This is a genomic window from Paraburkholderia sprentiae WSM5005, assembly GCF_001865575.2.
In the GTDB taxonomy this organism is placed as follows: domain Bacteria; phylum Pseudomonadota; class Gammaproteobacteria; order Burkholderiales; family Burkholderiaceae; genus Paraburkholderia; species Paraburkholderia sprentiae.
Genome location: NZ_CP017561.2, coordinates 2,618,853 through 2,640,565, shown reverse-complemented (window position 1 = coordinate 2,640,565; position 21,713 = coordinate 2,618,853). Strand labels below are relative to the sequence as shown.

Annotated in this window: 20 protein-coding genes and 4 tRNA genes; 10 read left to right on the top strand and 14 right to left on the bottom strand. The window is 62.5% G+C overall.

From position 1 onward, the window contains the following. Nucleotide 1: 1 nt before the first annotated feature. The 6 genes from BJG93_RS12055 to rph form a co-directional block, all read right to left on the bottom strand. Nucleotides 2-1,819 (bottom strand): site-specific integrase, encoded by a 1,818-nt coding sequence (locus BJG93_RS12055; RefSeq protein ID WP_154671843.1) that lies wholly within the window; start codon nucleotides 1,817-1,819, stop codon nucleotides 2-4. A gap of 133 nt (nucleotides 1,820-1,952) precedes the next feature. Next, the gene (locus tag BJG93_RS12050; protein WP_154671842.1) at nucleotides 1,953-3,695 is read right to left on the bottom strand and encodes a DUF6538 domain-containing protein; all 1,743 of its coding nucleotides are present in this window, start codon (nucleotides 3,693-3,695) and stop codon (nucleotides 1,953-1,955) included. Between the two features lie 102 nt (nucleotides 3,696-3,797). Then, nucleotides 3,798-3,887: transfer RNA gene (locus BJG93_RS12045), tRNA-Ser, on the bottom strand. A gap of 55 nt (nucleotides 3,888-3,942) precedes the next feature. Then, nucleotides 3,943-5,172 carry a radical SAM family heme chaperone HemW gene (gene hemW, locus BJG93_RS12040; protein WP_027198506.1) on the bottom strand — a complete coding sequence of 410 codons (1,230 nt, stop codon included), beginning with the start codon at nucleotides 5,170-5,172 and terminating at the stop codon, nucleotides 3,943-3,945. Next, nucleotides 5,169-5,831 (bottom strand): RdgB/HAM1 family non-canonical purine NTP pyrophosphatase, encoded by a 663-nt coding sequence (gene rdgB, locus BJG93_RS12035; protein WP_027198505.1) that lies wholly within the window; start codon nucleotides 5,829-5,831, stop codon nucleotides 5,169-5,171. Before rdgB ends, hemW begins: the two co-directional genes overlap by 4 nt. Beyond that, a complete protein-coding gene (gene rph / locus BJG93_RS12030) occupies nucleotides 5,828-6,565 on the bottom strand; it encodes a ribonuclease PH (RefSeq protein ID WP_027198504.1) in 738 nt (245 codons plus the stop codon). The genes rdgB and rph overlap by 4 nt, the downstream gene beginning before the upstream one ends. A gap of 234 nt (nucleotides 6,566-6,799) precedes the next feature. On the opposite strand from rph, the gene BJG93_RS12025 reads away from it, so the two are divergent. From BJG93_RS12025 to BJG93_RS12005, 5 genes are all read left to right on the top strand, one after another. Next, nucleotides 6,800-7,723 carry a YicC/YloC family endoribonuclease gene (locus BJG93_RS12025; protein WP_027198503.1) on the top strand — a complete coding sequence of 308 codons (924 nt, stop codon included), beginning with the start codon at nucleotides 6,800-6,802 and terminating at the stop codon, nucleotides 7,721-7,723. A gap of 19 nt (nucleotides 7,724-7,742) precedes the next feature. Then, entirely contained in the window at nucleotides 7,743-8,426 is a 684-nt protein-coding gene (gene gmk, locus BJG93_RS12020) for a guanylate kinase (RefSeq protein ID WP_027198502.1), read from the top strand. A gap of 60 nt (nucleotides 8,427-8,486) precedes the next feature. Further along, nucleotides 8,487-8,690: a DNA-directed RNA polymerase subunit omega gene (gene rpoZ, locus BJG93_RS12015; RefSeq protein ID WP_008921215.1), complete on the top strand. Its 204-nt coding sequence runs from the start codon at nucleotides 8,487-8,489 to the stop codon at nucleotides 8,688-8,690. A gap of 98 nt (nucleotides 8,691-8,788) precedes the next feature. Then, complete coding sequence (locus tag BJG93_RS12010; protein ID WP_027198501.1) at nucleotides 8,789-11,149, top strand: RelA/SpoT family protein; 2,361 nt, start codon at nucleotides 8,789-8,791, stop codon at nucleotides 11,147-11,149. 120 nt (nucleotides 11,150-11,269) lie between these two features. Beyond that, nucleotides 11,270-11,755 (top strand): phage protein NinX family protein, encoded by a 486-nt coding sequence (locus BJG93_RS12005; protein WP_027198500.1) that lies wholly within the window; start codon nucleotides 11,270-11,272, stop codon nucleotides 11,753-11,755. Nucleotides 11,756-11,828: 73 nt separating this feature from the next. Here BJG93_RS12005 and BJG93_RS12000 read toward each other — a convergent pair. Then, a tRNA-Arg gene (locus BJG93_RS12000) sits at nucleotides 11,829-11,905 on the bottom strand. A gap of 73 nt (nucleotides 11,906-11,978) precedes the next feature. After that, nucleotides 11,979-12,055: transfer RNA gene (locus BJG93_RS11995), tRNA-Arg, on the bottom strand. Between the two features lie 123 nt (nucleotides 12,056-12,178). Between BJG93_RS11995 and greB the strand changes: the two genes are divergently transcribed. Beyond that, the gene (greB, locus tag BJG93_RS11990; protein ID WP_027198499.1) at nucleotides 12,179-12,748 is read left to right on the top strand and encodes a transcription elongation factor GreB; all 570 of its coding nucleotides are present in this window, start codon (nucleotides 12,179-12,181) and stop codon (nucleotides 12,746-12,748) included. 125 nt (nucleotides 12,749-12,873) lie between these two features. Here greB and BJG93_RS11985 read toward each other — a convergent pair whose 3' ends face one another. Both BJG93_RS11985 and BJG93_RS11980 read right to left on the bottom strand, forming a co-directional pair. Continuing rightward, nucleotides 12,874-14,022 (bottom strand): porin, encoded by a 1,149-nt coding sequence (locus BJG93_RS11985; RefSeq protein ID WP_027198498.1) that lies wholly within the window; start codon nucleotides 14,020-14,022, stop codon nucleotides 12,874-12,876. 524 nt (nucleotides 14,023-14,546) lie between these two features. Further along, the gene (locus BJG93_RS11980) at nucleotides 14,547-14,795 is read right to left on the bottom strand and encodes a hypothetical protein (protein ID WP_027198496.1); all 249 of its coding nucleotides are present in this window, start codon (nucleotides 14,793-14,795) and stop codon (nucleotides 14,547-14,549) included. Between the two features lie 391 nt (nucleotides 14,796-15,186). On the opposite strand from BJG93_RS11980, the gene BJG93_RS11975 reads away from it, so the two are divergent. Next, nucleotides 15,187-15,390, top strand: a complete 204-nt coding sequence (locus BJG93_RS11975) for a cold-shock protein (RefSeq protein ID WP_027198495.1) — start codon at nucleotides 15,187-15,189, stop codon at nucleotides 15,388-15,390. A 335-nt stretch (nucleotides 15,391-15,725) separates the two neighbouring features. Continuing rightward, the gene (locus tag BJG93_RS11970) at nucleotides 15,726-16,874 is read left to right on the top strand and encodes an exonuclease domain-containing protein (RefSeq protein ID WP_027198494.1); all 1,149 of its coding nucleotides are present in this window, start codon (nucleotides 15,726-15,728) and stop codon (nucleotides 16,872-16,874) included. Nucleotides 16,875-16,913: 39 nt separating this feature from the next. Here BJG93_RS11970 and BJG93_RS11965 read toward each other — a convergent pair whose 3' ends face one another. Then, nucleotides 16,914-17,510: a chorismate mutase gene (locus BJG93_RS11965; protein WP_027198493.1), complete on the bottom strand. Its 597-nt coding sequence runs from the start codon at nucleotides 17,508-17,510 to the stop codon at nucleotides 16,914-16,916. A 287-nt stretch (nucleotides 17,511-17,797) separates the two neighbouring features. After that, entirely contained in the window at nucleotides 17,798-17,947 is a 150-nt protein-coding gene (locus tag BJG93_RS11960) for a hypothetical protein (RefSeq protein WP_027198492.1), read from the bottom strand. A gap of 641 nt (nucleotides 17,948-18,588) precedes the next feature. On the opposite strand from BJG93_RS11960, the gene BJG93_RS11955 reads away from it, so the two are divergent. Further along, on the top strand, nucleotides 18,589-18,798 hold the full coding sequence (locus tag BJG93_RS11955) for a hypothetical protein (RefSeq protein WP_027198491.1): 210 nt from the start codon (nucleotides 18,589-18,591) through the stop codon (nucleotides 18,796-18,798). 496 nt (nucleotides 18,799-19,294) lie between these two features. After that, nucleotides 19,295-20,362: an acyltransferase family protein gene (locus BJG93_RS11950; RefSeq protein ID WP_027198490.1), complete on the top strand. Its 1,068-nt coding sequence runs from the start codon at nucleotides 19,295-19,297 to the stop codon at nucleotides 20,360-20,362. Here the strand turns inward: BJG93_RS11950 and BJG93_RS11945 are convergent. Then, nucleotides 20,363-20,438: transfer RNA gene (locus BJG93_RS11945), tRNA-Thr, on the bottom strand. Nucleotides 20,439-20,511: 73 nt separating this feature from the next. Then, nucleotides 20,512-21,528 carry a class 1 fructose-bisphosphatase gene (locus tag BJG93_RS11940; RefSeq protein ID WP_027198489.1) on the bottom strand — a complete coding sequence of 339 codons (1,017 nt, stop codon included), beginning with the start codon at nucleotides 21,526-21,528 and terminating at the stop codon, nucleotides 20,512-20,514. Nucleotides 21,529-21,713 lie beyond the last annotated feature (185 nt).

Below are 21,713 nucleotides of genomic sequence, written 5' to 3'. Positions count from 1 at the left end.
GCTACGTTCTACGGGCAAGCCATTCCGCGTAGGGCGGGGGGAAAACGACGCCCTCAAAGTCAATCTGTGCGACATAGCGCTGGATGTGCGCCGCGAAGTAGCCGTCGCCGTAGTCGATAGCGCTACTCTGCTGCCGGAAAATGTCACGGTCGACGGCACGCGGCAGTCGCCGGCCGCTGACGAATTCGCCGAGACCGACGGGCCACGCGCCATGGATGAGCTGGGCGTCCCGCAGGCGGTCCTCGAACAGATGCCGGAACGAGTGGTTGCCATAGCCGTGACCGAAACCCAGCGTGTCGCGGACGAATCTCAGGAAAGCCTGTTCGTAGGCGCGCCCCCACAGCGGTGCCTTGCCACCTTCGTCGGGTACCGCCGAGGGGAACAGCGGCGTGCCCGGGGGATGTTGCGCCTGGCATTCCCGAACGAATTCAGCGAACCCCAACGCCAGGAGCTGTGGATGAACGGGGATGGTTCGCCAGGCTGAGTCGTTCTTCAGCTTGCGCTCGGGAAGCTGCGGGATGGATTCTGGCGTCGGGTCATCGGCGTCCTCCAGCTTCACCTGGATGGTCATGAGCAGCACGTTTTCACACACCGTAAAGTCCGAATTCACCAGTTGCGTCATCTCGCGGACGCGCGGGCCGTGGCACAGGGAAATGGGCGGCCCCCAGTAGCGCAATGCGAGGTCCGTGGCCATCTTGCCGCGCCAGTGCGTCGCGTTCGGGTCGTACCAGTCCGACGCAAAGACCGTTTTGACCTGCGCGACCGTGTACGGAAACCGGGGCTTGGTGCGTTCCTTCCGTTCCTGCTTCGAGATTTTTGGCGTGACCTCCAGGTGATTCAGCGGATTGTCGGCGTGCATGTGACCGTGCGTGCGTGCGAGCGCGAAAACTTCGCGCAGCGCCTGTCGCACAAAGCCGTCGACATAGCTCTGGCTCCAGGGTTTCCGGTCGGTGTTGAGGCGGTCTTCGAGAAACCGGTAGATATCGTGCGCGGTCACATCGTTCAGCGGAATATCGCCGACGAAAGCCATGAGCCGGTTCCAGACAGACAGGGCTTTCGAGACGGACTTTGCGTCGACGGAGCGGCTCTTATGCGCTACGTAGACCGGAATCATGGCCGACAGGAGCGCGCCAGACGACTCGGGGACGTCGAACTTCGCACCCTTTCCGTCCAGGATTGCGGAAATAACGTCGTGAGCGGCCCGTTCGGTTTCGGCGAAAGCCAGGACTAAATCGGGCAAAAGCGGGTCGTCGGGCGCGATGAGATAGGCGACGTCTTCCGCGTATTCGAGCGCCAGTTCCTTGAGGCTATCCCAGGCGCGTGCGGCGTTTCCTCGGGCAATGACCGTTCGCGTCATGCGCTCCATTCTTCGACTGAACGGCCTCATCTCGCGCACCAGTTCCTTTGCCGCGATTCTGTCCCTGGCCTTGTCCCCGGTGTTGATGTTCCGGTCACCGTGAAATGTCATTTCCCAATCGGCGGCGCGCATCGCGCAGATGCGCCTGACAACGGAATGCGAAAGCGCTGTAGGCTTGCCGGGGGAGTCGTATACCAGAGCAGGCGGTGACCCGAGGCGGCGCGATTCCACCGGCGACGCGGGGTTGGCCGGCACCTGCGCACCTGTCTGTTTTTCGCCAAGTACCAACCGTCGGGCGCGCGACCCGGCCCCAGTGGTCGTGTCGCTGGCCAGCGTCTGGGCGCAGTCGGGATTGGTGGACACGCTGCCGCCGGTGATGTCGTCCACGCCCCGGCGGCCCGCATCGTCGGGGACGGGGCTTGCGTCACCGCCCGTGAAATCGTTGGTGGGGATTTCGCGCATGTGTCATTGCTCCTGTGTTGAACGAAGGAGCAAGAGGGTCGCATGCCCGCGCCGATTCAGCCAATTGATTGTCCTGAATGGATACTTTTTACAATTGCTGTTGAACACCATAGCAGGTGTATAAGCGTCAGGACTACTGATGACTTCTGCCGGTCCGGCAGGCCAGCCACTCCCTGTAGGCCGGAGGAAAGACGACTTCCGCGAAGTCAATCTGAGCGATAAAGCGCTGGACGTGCGCTGCGATGAATCCGTTGCCATAGTCAATCGCGCTGCTCTGCTGCCGGAAAATGCCCTTGTCGGCGTCGCGCGGCAGTCGCCGGCCGCTGAGAAACTCACCCAGACCCGCAGGCCACGTCCCGTTGATAACCTGGGCATCGCGCACTCGGTCTTCGAACAGATGCCGGAACGAGTGGTTGCCATAGCCCGGGCCAAAACCCAGCCAGTCCCGGACGAATCTGAGGAAAGCCTCCTCGTAGGCGCGACCCCACAGTGGTGCCTTGCCACCTTCGTCGGGTACCGCCGAGGGGAACAGCGGCGTGCCCGGGGGATGTTTCGCCTGGCTGTCCCGCACGAAGTCGGCGAATCCCAACGCCAGGAGCTGTGGATGAACGGGGAGGGTCCGACGGGCCGACTCGCTCTTCAGCTTGCGCTCGGGAAGCTGCGGGATGGATTCTGGCGTCGCGTCATCGGATGCCATGAGCTCCAGCTGGATGGTCATGAGCAGCACGTTTTCACACACCATAAAGTCCGAATTCAGCAGTTGCGTCATCTCGCGCACGCGCGGGCCGTGGCACAGGGAAATGGGCGGCCCCCAGTAGCGCAATGCGAGGTCCGTGGCCATCTTGCCGCGCCATTGCGTCGCGTTCGGGTCGTACCAGTCCGACGCAAACAGCGTGTTGAGCTGTGCGACCGTGTAGGGAAACCGGGGCCTCTTGCGCGCCTTCTCCTCCCGCTTCGAGATTTTCGGCGTGGTTTCGAGGTGATTCAGCGGATTGTCGGCGTGCATGTGACCGTGCGTGCGCGCGAGCGCGAACATCTCGCGCAGGGTTCGTTGCGCAAAGCCGTCGACATAGGTTTGGCTCCAGGGCCTGTTTTCCGCGTGGAGGCGGTCGTCGAGAAACCGGTAGATATCGTGCGCGGTCACCTCGCCGAGCGGCACATCACCGACAAACGCCATGAGGCGGTTCCAGACCGACACCGCTTTCGAGACGGACCTGGCATCCACGGAGCCGCTCTTGTAATCCTGGTAGACCGGAATCATGGCCGACAGGAGCGCGCAGGGCGGCTCCGTCGCGTCGAACCGGGCACCGTTTCTGTTGCCGATTGCTGATATAGCGTCGTGGTTGGTGCGCTCGGTTTCTGCGAAAGCGAGGACGCAATCGGGCAAAAGCGGGTCGTCGGGTGCGATGAGGCAGGCGACGTCTTTCGCGTAGCCGAGCGCCCTGTTCAGAAGCCCGTCATGGTATTGGTCCTGTGTTCTGTCTTCCCGGCTGAGAGTCCGGACATCGACCTCCCTCTTGCCCGGCTGGGCCATGCGCATCGCGCAGATTCCCCAGATAAGCGCAGGGAAGAGCGCAACGGGCTGTGCGGGTATGCGGTCTGGCGAAGAGGGCAGCCGGTTGAGGACGTGCGGGCCGTCTCCCAGGGGCGGCCCGGCGGGTGTCCGCGTTTCATTCCCGGCGCGCGCGGCCCATTCGGCGCGCAGTTGCGCCTCGATGCGTGCCCCTTCGGCAAGGGCCCTGACGCGGTCGGGGGTGTGCGTGCTGCGGCGGATACGCCCGGTGCCGACGATGTCGTGCAGCGCGGCCGGCACGGAAATGTCGACGTACCAGTGGCGGCTGCGGCCGCCGGGATGAGGGATGAGCTTGACGGACACGGCGTCCTCCCGTTCAGTTCCGGCACACAGAACCGGCACACCTGACGTCCTCGTCCCCTGAAGGGAAAGGACTGCACGAGAAATCAACGCCTTATGATGACGTGGCGGAGGCGGTGAGATTCGAACTCACGGAAGGATCACTCCTTCGCCGGTTTTCAAGACCGGTGCCTTAAACCACTCGGCCACACCTCCAAGCCGCGAATTGTAACCTGAAAAGACTTCGCTGCAGAGTCCAGGCGAACCGCCATCAGTGCGGATCCTTCAGGAATAGCGCCTGCAGGTCGTTCAGGAACGCCTGGCCGAGCGGCGTCGGCGCGATCCGTTCGTGGTCGCGTGTAATCAGCTTGCGCCGTTCGGCTTCCTGCAACGCCGGTTCGATCGTCGTGATCGACAGGCCCGTACGCTCGATGAACCGATGCACCGGAAATCCTTCCACCAGGCGCAACGCGTTCAGCATGAACTCGAACGGCAGATCGCGCGGCCCAACCTCATGCTCTTCCTGCACGCTTGCGCCGGCCTTGGCCTGCTCGATGAATGTGGTCGGATGTTTGTAGCGCGCCTGGCGCACGATGCGATTCGGAAACGACAGCTTCGTATGCGCGCCCGCGCCGATGCCGAGATAGTCACCGAAACGCCAGTAGTTCAGATTGTGTTTGCTCTGCCGATGCGGCCGCGCATACGCGGACACCTCGTAGCGCTCGTAACCGGCCTCGGCGGTGCGTTGATGAATCCAGTCCTGCATGTCCGCAGACGCGTCGTCGTCGGGCAACGCGGGTGGAAACCTGGCGAACAGCGTGTTCGGTTCGAGCGTCAGGTGATACAACGACAGATGCGGCGGCGCGAACGACAGCGCCGTTTCCACGTCGGCCTGGCATTCGGCGAGCGTTTGCTTTGGCAGCGCGAACATCAGGTCGAGGTTGAAGTTGTCGAACCTGGTCGCGGCGACTTCGACCGCGTGGCGCGCTTGCGCCGCGTCGTGAATGCGCCCCAGCGCCTGCAGATGCGTTTCGTTGAAACTCTGGATGCCGACCGACAGCCGATTCACGCCGCTCGCACGGAACTGCGCGAACTTGTCGGCTTCGAAGGTGCCGGGGTTCGCTTCGAGCGTGATTTCCGCGTCGGCGTCGAGCGGCAGCAGCGCGCGTATGTCCGACAGCATCCGATCGAGCCCCGCCGCCGACAGCAGACTCGGCGTGCCCCCGCCAATGAACACCGTATGCACCTGGCGGCCCCAGATGAGTGGTAAGGCCATTTCCAGATCGGCACGCAGCGCGTCGAGGTAGTCGTTCTCCGGGAACGTCTCGCCTTTCCACTCGTGCGAATTGAAGTCGCAGTATGGGCACTTGCGCACGCACCACGGAAAATGCACGTATAGCGCCAGCGGCGGCAGCGACGTCAAACGGATGCTGCCCGGTGACGTGAACGCTTTGACGACACCTTTGCCAGCGTCGGCCGGCGTCGATCGGATCGGGATCACGCTTCCTCCGACAGACGCGCGAGCAGTTGCCGCAGCGCGATCGCGCGATGACTGCTGGCGTTCTTGACCGCCGGCTCGAGTTCGGCGGCGCTTGCGTTCAGCGACGGCAGATAGAAGTACGGGTCGTAACCGAAGCCATGCTCGCCGCGCGGCGCGTCGAGAATTTCGCCGTGCCAGCGGCCTTCCGTGATCAGCGGTTCGGGATCGTCCGCGTGACGCACGAGTGCGAGCACGCAGTAGTAATAGCCGCGGCGGTCGCTCGCGTGCCGCAGTTCGTCGACGAGGCGCGCATTGTTGGCCGCGTCGCTCTTCTCGCCGCCGGCGAGTTGCGCGAAGCGGGCCGAGTAGACCCCCGGCGCGCCGTGCAGCGCGCGCACGCAAAGGCCCGAGTCGTCGGCGAGCGCCGGCAGGCCGGTGAGCCTCGCCGCGTGACGCGCCTTCGTCAGCGCGTTTTCGATGAAGGTGGGATGCGGCTCTTCCGCTTCCGGCACGTTGAGCACGCCTTGTGCGATCAACTCGATGCCGGCCGCGCCGAGCAACGCCGCGAATTCGCGAAGCTTGCCCGCGTTGTTCGACGCGAGCACGACTTTTTTCAACGATGTGCCCGACGTGTCGCCGTGAGCCTCGTTCGTGCCGTCGTGCTGACGAACCTCATTCACTGCTGCCCTCCCAGCGCCTCTTTCTGCTTGACGATCAGCGTGCTGATGCCGTCGCTTGCGAGATCGAGCAGCGCATTCATTTCTTCGCGCGAGAACGGCACGCCTTCCGCGGTTCCCTGAATTTCGACGAAGCCGCCCGCGCCCGTCATCACGACGTTCATGTCGGTGTCGCACTGCGAGTCTTCGTCGTAGTCGAGATCGAGCACCGGCACGCCGTCGTACACGCCGACCGAAATCGCGGCGACGTAGTCGATGATCGGCGAGCGTTCGATGCGGCCCGTAGCGAGCAATCTGGCGACCGCATCGTGCGCGGCGACGAACGCGCCGGTGATGCTCGCGGTGCGCGTGCCGCCGTCGGCCTGGATCACGTCGCAGTCGAGATTGAGCGTGCGCGCGCCGAGCTTCTCGAGATCGAACACCGAGCGCAGCGCGCGGCCGATCAGCCGCTGGATCTCCTGCGTGCGACCGGTCTGCTTGCCGCGCGCGGCTTCGCGGTCGCTGCGCGTATGCGTCGCGCGCGGGAGCATGCCGTATTCCGCGGTGAGCCAGCCCTGGCCGCGGTCGCGCAGAAACGGCGGCACGCTCTCGCTGACGCTCGCGGTGCAGATCACCTTGGTGTCGCCGAACTCGACCAGCACCGAGCCCTCCGCATGCTTCGTGTAGTGACGCGTGATGCGCACGTCGCGCAACTGGTGGGGCTGGCGGCCGCTGGGGCGTTGGTTGTCGTTGCTCATGGGGGGAATGGGTCGGGATGGGCCGGAAGAGGGGCGGAGGGAAAACCATGATTTTAGCGCCGATCGGATGGCGACAAGGCCGCCGCGTGCCGAGCCGCATCCGTGCTCGCTTGCGGGCGGATCGTGCGGCCAAAAATGGGATAATGCCGATTCCCCGCCCCGCGTCTCGTACACGCCGGGCGATCCGCTTCTCAGGCCATCGTCGAACGGATGGCCGCAATCGCGAGAAATACGATGATCTACAGCATGACTGGCTATGCGAGCGCCACCCGCGAACTCGTGGCGGCCTCGGGCACTGGCGGCGTCAGCGTGTCGGTCGAATTGCGCACGGTGAACTCGCGCTTTCTCGATCTGAACTTCCGCATGCCGGAAGACGTGCGCGTCGTCGAGCCCACCCTGCGCGAGATGCTGATGAACAAGCTGTCGCGCGGCAAGGTCGACATTCGCGTGAACCTGCAGCGCAGCGAGCAGTCGGCGAACGCGGGCGCGGTCAACCGGGACGCGCTCGCACAACTCGCGCAGCTGGAGCGCACGGTCCTCAACGCGTTTCCGGAAGCCGGCCGTCTGCGCGCCGGCGAAATCATGCGCTGGCCGGGCGTGCTCGCCGAAAGCGGCATCGCGCCCGAGGCGCTGCGCGAAGCGGTGCTCGCGTGCGGCAAGCAAGCGATCGCGGACCTGATCGACGTGCGCGCGCGCGAAGGCGCGCAACTCGCGACGATGCTGCTCGCCAACGTCACCGAAATGGAGGCGATCGTCGTGAAGATCACGCCGCTCGTGCCCGAGCTGATCGCGCGGCATCAGCAGAAGATCGTCGAGCGTTTGCAGGAAGCACTTGGCATCGCCGCGCCGGATGCTGCCGCGACGATCGTGTCGCGCGAAGAGATCAACGAGCGGATTCGCCAGGAGGTGACGATGTACGGCATTCGCATCGACATCGCCGAGGAGCTGTCGCGCCTCACCGCGCACCTGAACGAAACGCGTCACGTCATCGAGAAAGGCGGCAAGGTCGGCAAGCGGCTCGACTTCATGATGCAGGAGCTGAACCGCGAAGCGAACACGCTCGGTTCGAAGGCGGCGGCGAAGGAACTCGCGGATTCGTCGATGACGCTGAAGCTGCTGATCGAACAGATGCGCGAGCAGGTACAGAATCTCGAATAAGGCTGGAGCCCTACACATCATGACCGACCATCATCCACGCGAAAGCGGCGCGGCGCGCCATCCGTACGCCGGCGCTTACCCCGGCAATCTGTTCATGGTCGTCGCGCCGTCGGGCGCGGGCAAGTCGACGCTCGTGAACGCGCTGCTCGCAGGCGACGACGCGATCCGTCTGTCGATCTCGTACACGACGCGCCCGCCCCGTCCGAAAGAGCAGGACGGCGAACACTATCACTTCACGACCGTCGAGGATTTCATGCAGCGTCACGACGCGGGCGAGTTTCTCGAAAGCGCGGAAGTGCACGGCAACTACTACGGCACGTCGCGCGTGTGGATCGAGGATCAGATGAAAAACGGCCATGACGTGCTACTCGAAATCGACTGGCAGGGCGCGCAGCAGGTGAAGAAGCAATTCCACAACGCGGTCGAAATTTTCATTCTGCCGCCGTCGCTCGACGCGCTCGAAGAGCGGCTGAAAAAGCGCGGTCAGGACGAGCCGAACGTGATCACGCGACGCCTGCTCGCGGCGGGCGGCGAGATGGCGCACGCGGCCGAAGCGGAGTACGTCGTGATCAACGAGAACTTCGATCGCGCGCTCGCCGAACTGCGGTGCCTCGTCGGCGCGACGCGCTCGCGCTTCGCATCGCAGTACGCGCGTCACACGCAGCTTTTCATGCAGCTCGGCATCCACCTGCCGCACGCGTGAGCGCGGCGTGGTGTCAGGCACATAAGGTAGAATAAGCAACATACTGAGAAGGAACCCAACATGGCCCGCATTACTGTCGAAGACTGCCTCAAACAGATCCCGAACCGTTTCGAACTTGCGCTTGCCGCAACCTATCGCGCGCGTCAGCTCGCCCAAGGCCACACGCCGAAGATCGAAAGCCGCGACAAGCCCACCGTCCTCGCGCTGCGTGAAATCGCGTCGGGTCAGGTCGGCGTCGAAATGCTGAAGAAGGTGCCGGTCTAAGGCGCACGGATTTTCGTTTTTGACTTGCCCGGTATTCGCCAAACCGGCTTGCTCAACGTGCAGAACTGCGTCCATCCTGACCGCTACCGGAGGCGACCATGAGTGCTACCCCGCCCACCGCCACGGAAGCGGACCACGACGCCGACTCGCCCTCGTCTGCACGCAAGTACATCGACGCGGTCCTCGAGCAATCGTTTCGCCATCTGTTCGGGCCGACCGCCACGCCGGAGCAGCCGCGCCGGCATGACGTCGTCTCCATCGCCAATCTGACGTCCGCGTTGTCCGGCTATCTGCAGCCGGAAGAGATCAAGGACATCAAGGCGGCGTTCCACTTCAGCGACGAAGCCCACCTCGGCCAGTATCGCCAGAGCGGCGAGCCCTACATCACGCATCCAGTCGCCGTCGCGGAAATCTGCGCGGGCTGGAATCTCGACGCCCAGGCGATCATGGCGGCGCTCCTGCACGACGTGATGGAAGACCAGGGCGTGACCAAGGCGGAGCTCGCCGAGCGCTTCGGCGCGAAGGTCGCGGAACTGGTCGACGGCTTGTCCAAGCTGGACAAGATGGAGTTTCGCAATCGCGAGGAAGCGCAGGCGGAGAATTTCCGCAAGATGCTGCTCGCGATGGCGCGCGACGTTCGCGTGATCCTCGTGAAGCTCGCCGACCGGCTGCACAACATGCGTACGCTCGGCGCCGTGCCGGCTGAAAAACGTCGCCGCGTGGCGCGCGAAACGCTCGACATCTACGCGCCCATCGCCCATCGGCTCGGCCTGAACAATACCTACCGCGAGCTGCAGGACCTGAGCTTCGCGAACTTCAACCCGCACCGTTACGCGACGCTCGAAAAAGCCGTCAAGGCTGCGCGCGGTAATCGTCGCGAGGTGGTCAGCAAGATTCTCGAACTGGTGCAGCGCGCCATCGCGGACGCACAAATCGACGCCGAAGTCACGGGTCGCGAGAAAACCATCTTCAGCATCTACAAGAAGATGCGCGACAAGCAGTTGTCGTTCTCGCAGGTGCTCGACGTGTACGGTTTTCGTGTGGTCGTGGAGAGCGCGCTCGAGTGCTATACCTGCATCGGTGCGCTCCATGCGCTCTTTAAACCGGTGCCGGGCAAGTTCAAGGATTACATCGCGATCCCGAAGGTAAACGGCTATCAGTCGCTGCACACCACGCTCGTCGGCCCGTTCGGCGCGCCGATCGAGTTTCAGGTGCGAACCCGCAAGATGCACGAGATCGCCGAGGCGGGCGTCGCCGCGCACTGGCTCTACAAGAACGGCAGTGCAGACCTGAACGACGTGCAGAAGCGCGCGCATCAGTGGCTGAAGTCGCTGCTCGACATTCAGAGCGAAGCGGGCGACTCGAGTGAATTCCTCGAGCACGTGAAGATCGACCTGTTCCCGGACGCGGTCTACGTGTTCACGCCGAAGTCGAAGATCATGGCGCTGCCGCGCGGCGCCACCGCGCTCGACTTCGCGTATTCGATCCACAGCGACCTCGGCAACCAGTGCGTCGCGGTGAAGATCAACAACGAGCTGCTGCCGTTGCGGACCGAGCTGAAGAGCGGCGACATCGTCGAGGTCATCACGGCGCCGTATTCCAAGCCGAACCCCGCATGGCTCGGTTTCGTGCGCAGCGGCAAGGCGCGCTCGGCGATCCGTCATTATCTGAAAACGATGCGTCTGAACGAGTCGGTGCAGCTCGGCGAGCGTCTGGTCGATCAGGCGTTGAAGGGCTATGGTCTTGCGCTATCGGACGTGACGCCGGAAGCGTGGGAAAAGCTCGTGCAGTGGACGGGCAACAAGAACCGTCAGGAAATTTTCGCGGACATCGGTCTCGGCCGGCGTGTCGCCGCGGTGATGGCCAAGCGCATCGAAGTGCTGATGAGCGGGCGCGACGCCGACGACGACGGCTCGCGCTCCGAGTCCGGGTCGACGCCGCATGCGCCGCCGGTCGTTATCACCGGCACCGAGGGCATGTCGGTGCAGCTGTCCGCCTGCTGCCGTCCGATTCCGGGCGACGACATCATGGGCTATATCGGCATCGGCCTTGGCATGGCGATCCATACCACCGACTGCCGCGTCGCACAGCGTATCCACCGGCGCGATCCCGGTCGCTGGATCGACGTTGCGTGGGCGCCGCAGCCGGGGCGTCTATTCGATGTCGCGGTGAAGGTGCTGGTCAAGAACACCAAGGGCGTGTTCGCGCGCGTGGCGGCCGACATCACATCGGCGGACGCGAACATCGTCCATATCGCGATGGACGAAGATCTGTCGCAGGAATCCACGATTCTGCGCTTCGTAATTCAGGTCAGCGACCGCGTGCACCTGGCCAACGTGATGCGGCGCGTGCGCACGAACCCCGACGTGATGCGTATCGCGCGTGAGCGGCCGAGCGAAGAGGGGCATCACCGCCATGACGGTGGCATGCGCATCGACCGTGAGCGCGCAGATTACTGAGCGGCTTCGTACTGGGCGCCGGCGCGGCGCGGACCGGCGCTTCACGCCAGTCAGGCATCTTTCGTGCGGCTCAGGATACGACTGAAGGCAAGTCTCACCTGAACCCCAGGGAGAACGCAGATGAACGTGTCCGACCTCACTGGCGTGGCGCTCGACTACTGGGTGGCGCGCAGCCTGCACGACTTCGTGCGCGAAATCTACTTTACCGATAGTGGCGAGACTGTTGCGATCCGTGGCAACGATCGTGGTCGTCCGTGGGACGGGCGGTTCACGCCTTCCGAGTCATGGGAGGCGGCAGCCGTTGTGCTCGAACGTGCGATGCGGCTCGACGTGCGTGAGCAGAGCGATAAAGGCGCGGTATGCATCGCTGAGTTCAGGGACGGGCATCGAGCCGCGGAAGGGCAGGGCGACTCGCTACGGATCGCCTTGCTGCGGGCGTTTATCGGGAGCCATTTCGGCGACACCGTCGACGGCGTGCTGTTCGAGCGCCAAACATTGACCGGCATGCGGGCCGAGACGATCAGCGAGCAAACGGTCGGCGGGGTCGTCGAGGACTTGCCGCACCCGGACGGGCAAATTGGGGATATCCAGTCGCCGCCGCGATGACTTGCTCGCACGTGGGCGCGAGTATAGTGCGCCAAAAGACAAAGGGCCTTCCGATTGGAAGGCCCTTCATGGGTGGCGCGGCTGGCAGGATTCGAACCCACGACCCCTTGGTTCGTAGCCAAGTACTCTATCCAACTGAGCTACAGCCGCACGCGAAACCTTGATGCTTACTGCAAAAACCGATGAAATTTGAGAACTTCCGGCAGGAAACCCTCGAATGAGGTGGTGCGGCTGGCAGGATTCGAACCCACGACCCCTTGGTTCGTAGCCAAGTACTCTATCCAACTGAGCTACAGCCGCACACAGAAACGAGATTATAGCCAACAGATCCTAAAAATGGAAGTCCACCACGGTGATTTGTGTCGCAGGCTCGATCGTGTAACCTTTTACGAAGTTGTTGCTAGCAGCAGTTACTGGATCATTATGAACAAGGCCTTTGTCAAAGAGTCGAGCGAAGACAGCGATGACGATCTCGACGTCGCCCAGCCCGACGTGCCCGCAGGCACCAAAAACTATATGACGCCCGCCGGTCATCGGCGTATGCGCGAAGAATTGCTGCATCTGATCGATGTCGAGCGGCCCGAGGTCGTCAAGCTGGTTTCGTGGGCAGCATCGAATGGCGACCGCTCGGAGAATGGCGACTACATTTACGGCAAACGCCGTCTGCGCGAAATCGACCGGCGTATTCGTTTTTTGACCAAGCGGCTGGATCTGGCCGAGGTCGTCGATAGCAGCCGGCAGGAAAACGTCGATCAGGTGTTCTTCGGCGCGACGGTCGACTATGCCACTGAGGACGGCGAAGAGCATAAGGTGACGATCGTCGGTATCGACGAGGTCGACCTGGATGTCGGGCACGTGAGCTGGATCTCGCCGATTGCGCGCGCGCTGCTGAAGGCCAAAGTCGGCGACACGGTCACACTATTCACTCCGGCCGGTCCGCAGTCGATCGATATTCTCGACGTCAAGTATCCGCCGCCTGATAGCGGGCGCTAGGCCACCGGCGAAGACCGGGGCATGCACGCAAGCTTGCTCGGAGCCGGGCAAATTCCCGCTTCGGCTCGGCCATAAAAAAGGCGCCGCGAACGGCGCCTTCTGTGCTGCCAGTTCTTGCGCGGTGCTCAGAAGCGGTGACGCAGACCGGCGGTGACGGCGACCTGCTTGTTGTTGCTCGAAGCCGCGCCGAGGCCGTTGATATTGGCGTCGACGATCGAACCTTCGTTGGCCGCCTGATAGACGCCCTGCAGATACACGTCGGTTCGCTTGGACAGCGCGTAGGCGGTTTGCAGGTTGACCTGATTCCAGTGCACGTGCGAGCTCGACAGGTTCGCGCGGGTGTACGTGTACGCGGCCGCGAGGCTCAGTGCCGGCGTCAGAGCGTAACGGGCATTGGCTTCGAAGTTCTGGAACTGGGCGCTGTTGGTGGGGAACGCCACGCCGTTCGGGATACCCGATGCGGTCTGGCTGATGCCGGCGAGCCCGTGCAGGTTCGTCTGCGAATACACGAGGCCAACCGTCGCCGGGCCGAACGCGTAGTTGGCGCCTGCGCCCCACGTTTGCTGACGTTGCGCGAAGAACGTGTTGTCGCCCGACACCGCGCCACCCGAATTGAATGCCGCGGACGCGCTGGTTGCGCCGTTGGCGTTCAGTTGCATGTAAGCGGCAGCGACGTTCAGGCCGCCCCAGTTGTACGACGCGCCGGCGCTGTATGCGCGGTTGTTCGCGAAGCCGGCAGCCTGGTTCGAGAAACCGTACAACGCGCCGAACTTGAAGCCGCCATAGTTCGCGCTCTGGTACTTGATCGAGTTGTCGATACGGAACGAGTTGTTCAGATTGTCGTTGTCGAACGGGTGTGCGAATTGGGTGCCGCCATATTGCGTGCCGGTCAGCGCGAGCGGGCCGACGTAGTCGACCATACTGTCATATTGACGGCCGAGCGTGACCGCGCCGAACTCGTTGCTCGACAGACCGACGAAAGCCTGCCGGCCGAACAGACGGCTGTTCTGCTTGAGCGTGCCGTCGTTAATGCCAAAGCCGTTTTCCAACGTGAAGATGGCCTTCAGACCACCGCCGAGATCTTCCGCCCCACGCAGGCCGAAGCGGCTGCCGTTCACCGAGCCGCTCGTCATTTGCCAGTTACTATGGCCGTGCTGGTTGTTCGAATAGGTGATACCGGCGTCGATCAGGCCATACAAGGTGACGCTGCTTTGCGCATGCGCTGCCGTGACGAAAACGCCCGACAGGGCCGCGACCATGAGTGTCTTCTTCATTGATATAACTCCGAGAGCGAGAGAGGTATAAAACCCTGGCTTTGGGAGACCTTCACGCGATCGCTGCGAGAAGCGAAATCCGCGTGAGAAGCGCGTCGACTACTTTCGCGCCGGTTTCCGATTACGCAAAGTGTAGATAGACCGTTCCGGCAGTTGGCGTTCCGATTCACGCAATAAAGTATTACGCGAGCAGAAACGATCCCCAATTGCCGCCAAAGCCTTATGCACCAAGGCATTGCGTCTCAGTCGGAGGAGTCGGCGTGCGCATTTTCCAGAAGTGCGTTGCTGATTTGCGACACCCAACGATGCGGAAAAACAACGCTATAGAACGAGAAAAAGCGATTGTTGTTATCGCGGCAATAGAGGATTGTTGATCGTGCGAATAATCGAAACGGCGTACCGCGGCTATACTTAAACTTCTGCTTTTCGAAGCAGACTTTTTCATTGACGAAAAAGATCTCCAAACCTTGTCAGCGCGACCTTCCAGTCGCGCTTTTTTTTGGCCCAGCCCTTCGTGGGTTGGTCTAGTGAGCGGGCGCGGTACCTTCCGCGTCGTCCCAGCCCTCCAGCGGGGATGCGGTCCAGTCTTCCATCACGTAACGTCGCGCATCCATCGGCGAGGACAGCAGATTCTGCCAATGGTCTCCGTGCCACATGGGATCGAAGTCGAAAACAGTGGACGAATCCACGGTTCGCGCGGGCTGATCGTATATGACCCTTTTGTGAGGATGGACGAACCAGGCGAAGAGACGGCGAATTTGGATGAACAGCATGGCAACCTCCCGAAGCATCGCTACCACTCATTGGCATCATGCGAGCGGGGCTGCGCCGCAACAACTCGGACAAGCACTTACGCAATGATGGATTTTGTTACATTTAAATTCGCCATGGCGCAAAATTTCCCACTGACAGACCTCGATTAACCTGCTCCCGGTAAAAGTGACGGGGCGGATTATATTGGGGGTGATTTGAAGTCTTATCCTTTTATACGCTAAACGCATATAAAAGGTTTACTTGACGACCATTCTCCGTTCCCCGTATAACGGCAAGGCCGAATCTCATTGGCTGTTTCTGATTTCGTTCCGATCAGACATAGCCAATTTAATCGGCTAGATCGACTCAAGGGCAATGCCCGCTTTGATAAATCACAGAGGGAAACAGGAAATGGAAACTGGTGTCGTCAAATGGTTCAACGATGCTAAAGGTTTTGGCTTCATCACGTCGGACGCGGGCGGCGAGGATCTGTTCGCGCACTTTTCGGAGATCCGCAGCGAGGGCTTCAAGTCGCTGAAGGAGAACCAGCGCGTGTCGTTCGATGTCAAGACCAGCCCCAAGGGCAAACAGGCGGCCAACATCCAGTCGCTGTGAATGCGCTGCGCCGGCCGCGCCGCGCGCGCAGTGTGGAATAAAAGCCCTCGCCGCCGCGCGAGGGTTTTTGTTTGCGGCTCCCTCTAACTTGAAAGCTCGAGTGTTCGGTAAACGCCGAATTCAACAACACGCACTATCGCCTGGTAGATAATGCGTGGAAACGGATCGAGCGATGTCGGGATTAATCGTCTGGCTTAAGCGTCCCGCGGGGTAGCGGCGCAGAATCCGGAGCTCACGCCGACGTATTTTCCGAGCGCGCCACCAGCGCGACCTGGATGCACGATGTCCAACTGGTGCATACTTGCCGCAAATTCCTGCATCCCATCTCTTGTCCCATGTCTGAACTGCTTTCGCCGGAACCGGCGCTCGATGCACCCATTGTTTTCGTCGACCTCGAAACGACCGGCGGCTCCACTGGCGAGCACCGTATTACCGAAGTCGGTGTCGTCGAAGTGGGACCGGCCGGCGTATCGCGCTGGAGCAGCCTGATCGATCCGCAGCAGCCGATTCCGTCGTTCATCCAGCAACTGACCGGTATTACGAACCAGATGGTGCGCGGCGCACCGACGTTCGAGTCGATTGCGCCCGCATTGTTCGAGCGCCTGAATGGCAAGCTGTTCGTCGCGCACAACGCGAGTTTCGATCGCGGTTTTTTGCGCAGCGAATTTCGCCGCGCGGGAATCGCGTTCGACCCAGACGTGCTGTGCACGGTGAGGCTATCGCGCGCGCTGTTTCCCGGCGAAAAGCGCCACGGTCTCGATGCGCTGGTCGAACGCCATGCGCTGGTGCCGTCCGACCGCCACCGTGCCCTCGCCGACGCCGATTTAATCTGGCAGTTCTGGCAGCGGCTGCCGACGCTCGTGCCGCTGGAGGCGCTGCGCGCGCAGATCGAGCGCACGACGCGGCGCTACCGGCTGGCCGGCGATATCACCGAGGATCTGCTCGACACCGCGCCGGCGGGCTGTGGCGTATATGTGTTCTATGGCGAAGGCGATGTGCCGCTGTACGTCGGGCGCAGCGTGCGGGTGCGTCAGCGGTTGCGCTCGCATCTGAGCGGCGAGCGGCGGTCGTCGAAGGACCTGCGGCTCGCGCAGCTGGTGCGACGCGTCGAATGGCGCGCGACTGGCGGCGAACTCGGCGCGATGCTCGCGGAAGCGCAGTGGATCGCAACGCTGCGGCCGGGCCACAATCGGTTGCCGCGTGTGACGAAGAGCGATCCCGCGAACGCGCCGTGGCCGTTCGAGGGACCCATCGTATTTGAGGAGCGCGAGGACGCGCAGCGAATCTTCCACGTGGTCGACGGCTGGCGCTATCTCGGGCACGCGCCGTCGCTCGTTCAGGCCGCCCAGCTGCACGCGTCGACGATGGCCGGCCCGTTCGAACTCTCGACGTACCGTATCCTGCAAAGCGGTCTGGCGCGCGGCCTGCGCGTGATGCCGTTGAGCGTGTCGCGTGACGCGCGTGAGTCGAGCATCGTCGTGTGACGCTTAGACCAGCGTCAGCGCGCCGTGGCGTGACAGGAATCAGCCGGTCGCGCCGACCCCACCCGTCTCGCACACGTGACCCAGTGCGCGCGTCAACGCGCCCGAATGGCCAGAGTCATAGCGCGTCAGTCCTTTCCAGTTAGCCAGCGATTGTGCGACGCGCGATGGACAATCGTCCGCCGCGCGCAGTGGCTGCACGCGCGCGAGACTCGCCACCAGCGCTTGGGTCAGCTTGTCGAGCTGCGGTCGCGTGCTGGTCGCGAGATCGGGCGCCGGCCCTTGCGGTGGCTGAGTGCGGCGCCAGTTCGCGAACAGCGCGTTCTGCACGTCCTTGCTTGCATCGATCTGATCGCGGAAGAAGGCGCGGGCGAACGCCGGGTCGACGTTTGCCGCCGCGGCGCGCTTGGCCACTTCGGCGAGCAGCGCGTTTTCACGCGGGGTATCGGTGATCGGCTGGTGGTTCGCCCACTTCCAGCGCGCGACCGGCTCTGCGAGCGCAAGGCGCTGCGAAACCAGCGCGATCAGGTTGGTCAGTGCGGTGTCGTCGCCATCGGCGAAGGCGGGGGCGGGTGACAACGCGAAGCTGGCGGCGATGGCGAGCGCGCATGAGGCGCCGAAGCGATGCAAACGATTCATGAAGTGGACGGGGCCGGGCGGCCGCTGACGGAAAACCAGAAGAATAAATGATGCCCCGCAATGGCGTGCATCGAGCGAGTTCGGACGGGTCGCCGGGGAGCAGAACGGTCGGCGCGAGAAGGTCACGCGCATCAGTAGGCGTGAAACCGCGGGGCTCAGCGCTGCTTCTGCGATAGAGCGAACTGGCACAGCGTCATAACGGAAAGCTTGACGCGTGATGAGCGTGCGGTCGTGTGCCGCGCGTGGAATTCAACGAGCGCGAACGTTGCGTCGCACCAATGCCCCCGTTATTTCGGATCGCACGACTTGCGTTGTTCGTCGAAGAAAGCGCGAACATGCTCGGGCAACTCGGCGCCCAGAAACTCCACGGCCACAGGTTCCGGATCCGGGTAATAAACCTTGTCCGGGGTCGGAATCTTCGGTGGTTTTGCATCCATGATCTTTCTCCTTTGCGAACCGATTATCGGCCTCGTTCCCCGCATCGCACCAGCGTCCGATGTGAGTCATACAGTCTCTGTTGCTTTAACGGCACAAGCCGACGCGTCAGCAGCGGGATTGAATAGAATTTATCGGCTGGCTGCCTATAGGGTTTCGCCGTTCGCTTAATCCGCTCGATCTGCCAGCGCATCTCGCTGCGTTCCGCAAATCCCTTCCGTCGCTTGCTCACCTTGCGTTTTAGCACGACCGGTCGATATTTTCGTCGTGCTGCACTAACGCTTTCATGTGACAGTCTTGTGCATTGCCGCATCGGCATGATTCTCGCGTTTCCGACTGAGCGCTCGTCGTTTGCCCATTGCATAGCTTCCCGCCTGATTCTTTGTAAACGGCACATTCCGCGTCGCGTTGACCGCGCCAAACACTATTTAAAGTTTTGGCCGTCAATTCACTTTCCGACAGTTGGCTGGCAAACTCATTCACGCATTGCTGTGACAAAACCACGTCATTTAATGACAAGTCAAACGCAGCGCGCATGGCCGCCTAGGGTCAAAGCAACTGCTAATCGCCGCACGTGCGGTGGCAGACGGACCCACGACGAGCGGCGCGGATGATGACGGTCTTCATGTTCGGGAGGATCGCGATGGAAAACGCTGTCTACTGGAACGGACGACAGGTTGGCATCGAATGCGCCGGCAGGATCTTGTGGTTCGCGTCGGCGCCCGCGCAAGCGTTGGCCGCCTCCGGCGCCGCACGCCAGCAGCCGATCGCCGGGGGCGATACCGTCGTCGCGCGCAACCTTGCGATGCCGCGGTCATACGATCCGCTCGATTCGCGACCAGGCTGGCTCTGAGTCGAAGGCGCAACGGCGGCGGTTAGCGGGCCTCAGGCAAGCCGTCGGCTCACCCTCGAGACCTTGCATGAAGTGGTGTGCTAGCGCACACACCGCTTTGCAGCGAACTTATACGATGCATTGCCGTGCCGCCGTCGGCTTTGCACCCGCTGCCGGGCGAATCGGCGACCACGCGCGTATCAGTCCGGCCATAGCCGGTCCATCACGGCCGGCTGCGCGGGGCGAATAGCTCTGCCTCGCAACCTCGTTGCATCAAGGTTATCTGCTGCCGGAAGCCGCGCAGGGCGTGGCCGCGCCTGTATTGGGCGCCGCCGTGTCGCGCTCACCGGCGTGATGGCCAGGAAGATTCCATGCAAAAGACCGACAACCTGACTGGACTACGTGCGTTCGCGGCGTTGCTCGTGGTCGTCCATCATTTTGCCGACAACGAAGGGTGCTGCCGCTCGGCATCGTGCAACTGGTCGATAACTGAGTCTGGGGCGTCGACATCTTTTTCGTGCTGAGCGGCTTCATCCTTGCCTATACGTATCTGCCATCGCGCGAGACCGTGTTCGGCTGGGCCGAGTATCGGTCGTTTATCGTCAAACGGTTTGCGCGTGTGTATCCGTTGCATCTGGCGACGTTTCTGGTATTCGTCGGCCTGTGTTTCGCGGCAAAGCGCATCGGCCACGAGTTCGCGCACAGCGACGTGGACTACACCGCGCGCACCGCGGTCGAGAACCTGCTGCTCCTTCACGCATGGGGCCTCGAAAACAAGCTGAGCTGGAACTTCGTGTCGTGGTCGATCAGCGCCGAATGGTTCGCCTATCTGTTTCTGTTTCCGCTGTGCGCGAAAGTGCTGAGCCGGCTGCCGCGAGTGACTTGCGGTGTAGTCGTGCTCGCGTGCTGGCTGATGTTGTGCGTGTACTGCTTCCTTTACAACGACGGCGACGTCGGGCTGACCACATTCGGCGTGCTGCGGATCGTGCCGCAGTTCATGGCCGGATACTGGCTGTTCCGGCTCGTCAAGACGTGGGAGGTCGGCGAGGTCGCGATGTGCGTCGGTCTCGTCGCGCTGATGATTCTGATGTGCCTGCCGACCACGCTGCCGTTCATGCTGCTGCCACCGATCCTGCTGGTGATCGCGGGCCTGGCGAGCGGCGGCGTGATCGGCAAAGCGGTATTCGGGTGTCTCCGTGTTTCTCCGCGAGATTTCGTTTTCGATTTATCTCATTCACCCGATTCTGCAGATCGCCTGCAACCAGGTCGCCAGAAAGCTGCATGTGCCGCAGAGCCCGATCGTCGCCATGCTGATACTGCTCGTCGAACTGGGCATCGTCGTGGTCGGCGGAGCGCTCGGCTATTACCTGATCGAGGTGCCGGCGTGCCGCGCGTTCATCGCGAAGGCGCAAGCATGGCGCGTCCGCGCAGCGAAGCTGGACGACGCGGCGATGCCAAAGGCGCCCGTCTCCTGATCGGCGCAGTGTCTCGCCAGCGGCGCGCGGTTCAAGCGATCGCGAAGCAAAGCGCGACGGCAAAGCAAAAAGCCCAGTCACGAGGACTGGGCTTTTTGCTGGAAACTTGATGGTGCCGGAAAGAGGAATCGAACCCCCGACCTTCGCATTACGAATGCGCTGCTCTACCGTCTGAGCTATTCCGGCATCAGGAGAAGCGAGATTATAGGGACTACTTTAGCGCCTTGGCAAGTCCCCGACGCATTTTTTCACTTCGCGATCAGGTTTTCGCTTCGAGGTGATAGCGGGTCACGCGGTCGACCTCGTTCTTCGAGCCGAGGAACACCGCGACGCGCTCGTGCAGGCTTTTCGGCTGGATGTCGAGAATGCGCTTCTCGCCGTTGGTCGCGCCGCCGCCCGCCTGTTCGACGATGAATGCCATCGGATTGGCCTCGTACATCAGACGCAGCTTGCCCGGCTTGTCCGGCGTGCGCTTGTCGGCCGGGTACATGAAGATGCCGCCGCGATTCAGGATGCGATGCACGTCCGCGACCATCGACGCGATCCAGCGCATGTTGAAGTCGGCCTGACGCGAACCTTCCTTGCCCGCCTTCAGTTCGCCGATGTATTGCTGAACCGGCGGATACCAGTGGCGCTCGTTGGACGCGTTGATCGCGTACTCGCGCGTTTCGACGGGAACGCGCATGTCGCTTTGCGTGAGTACCCACGAGCCGAGTTCGCGGTCGAGCGTGAAGCAGTTGACGCCGTTACCGGTGGTCAGCACGAGCACCGTTTGCGGGCCGTACACCGCGTAGCCTGCGGCGACCTGCTGGGTGCCCGGCTGCAGGAACGACTGCTCGGTGGCCTGATGGCCGTCTGGGCAGCGCAACACCGAGAAGATCGTGCCGATCGACACGTTGACGTCGATGTTCGACGAGCCGTCGAGCGGATCGAATACGAGCAGATACTCGCCCTTCGGATAATTGGCCGGGATCGGGAAGAACTGTTCCATTTCCTCGGACGCCATGCCCGCGAGGTTCCCACCCCATTCGTTCGCCTCGAGCAGGATTTCGTTCGACAGGATGTCGAGCTTCTTCTGCACTTCGCCCTGGACGTTTTCGCTGCCCGCCGAGCCCAGCGCATCGCCGAGCGCGCCCTTGCTGACGTGGTAGCTGATCGCCTTGCACGCGCGCGCGACGACTTCGATCAACAGGCGCAGGTCGGCCGGCAGGTTGTTGGTTTCGCGCTGCTGCTCGATCAGGTACTTCGTGAGAGTGGTACGACGTTGCAAAGACATTGCTGTACTCCGGGAAGGCTAGAAGGTATTGGGATTTTAACCGCTCGTTGTGTCGGCTCCGTGCTTTTGGTCGCACGGCCGGGTTCCGGCCTTGCGGCGCGCGCTGAGCGAGACGGGTGCCGCTGACGGCAGCCGCGAACGCAGCGCCTGAACAGAAACAGCGCGAAAAAAAGCCGGCAACGCGA

Excerpts from the sequence above, each read along its gene's own strand:
- BJG93_RS12055 (WP_154671843.1), bottom strand. The coding sequence starts at position 1,819 with ATGCGCGAAATCCCCACCAACGATTTCACGGGCGGTGACGCAAGCCCC.
- rph (WP_027198504.1), bottom strand. The coding sequence starts at position 6,565 with ATGAGCAACGACAACCAACGCCCCAGCGGCCGCCAGCCCCACCAGTTG.
- BJG93_RS12025 (WP_027198503.1), top strand. The coding sequence starts at position 6,800 with ATGATCTACAGCATGACTGGCTATGCGAGCGCCACCCGCGAACTCGTG.
- gmk (WP_027198502.1), top strand. The coding sequence starts at position 7,743 with ATGACCGACCATCATCCACGCGAAAGCGGCGCGGCGCGCCATCCGTAC.
- rpoZ (WP_008921215.1), top strand. The coding sequence starts at position 8,487 with ATGGCCCGCATTACTGTCGAAGACTGCCTCAAACAGATCCCGAACCGT.
- BJG93_RS12010 (WP_027198501.1), top strand. The coding sequence starts at position 8,789 with ATGAGTGCTACCCCGCCCACCGCCACGGAAGCGGACCACGACGCCGAC.
- BJG93_RS12005 (WP_027198500.1), top strand. The coding sequence starts at position 11,270 with ATGAACGTGTCCGACCTCACTGGCGTGGCGCTCGACTACTGGGTGGCG.
- greB (WP_027198499.1), top strand. The coding sequence starts at position 12,179 with ATGAACAAGGCCTTTGTCAAAGAGTCGAGCGAAGACAGCGATGACGAT.
- BJG93_RS11985 (WP_027198498.1), bottom strand. The coding sequence starts at position 14,022 with ATGAAGAAGACACTCATGGTCGCGGCCCTGTCGGGCGTTTTCGTCACG.
- BJG93_RS11980 (WP_027198496.1), bottom strand. The coding sequence starts at position 14,795 with ATGCTGTTCATCCAAATTCGCCGTCTCTTCGCCTGGTTCGTCCATCCT.
- BJG93_RS11975 (WP_027198495.1), top strand. The coding sequence starts at position 15,187 with ATGGAAACTGGTGTCGTCAAATGGTTCAACGATGCTAAAGGTTTTGGC.
- BJG93_RS11970 (WP_027198494.1), top strand. The coding sequence starts at position 15,726 with ATGTCTGAACTGCTTTCGCCGGAACCGGCGCTCGATGCACCCATTGTT.
- BJG93_RS11965 (WP_027198493.1), bottom strand. The coding sequence starts at position 17,510 with ATGAATCGTTTGCATCGCTTCGGCGCCTCATGCGCGCTCGCCATCGCC.
- BJG93_RS11960 (WP_027198492.1), bottom strand. The coding sequence starts at position 17,947 with ATGGATGCAAAACCACCGAAGATTCCGACCCCGGACAAGGTTTATTAC.
- BJG93_RS11955 (WP_027198491.1), top strand. The coding sequence starts at position 18,589 with ATGGAAAACGCTGTCTACTGGAACGGACGACAGGTTGGCATCGAATGC.
- BJG93_RS11940 (WP_027198489.1), bottom strand. The coding sequence starts at position 21,528 with ATGTCTTTGCAACGTCGTACCACTCTCACGAAGTACCTGATCGAGCAG.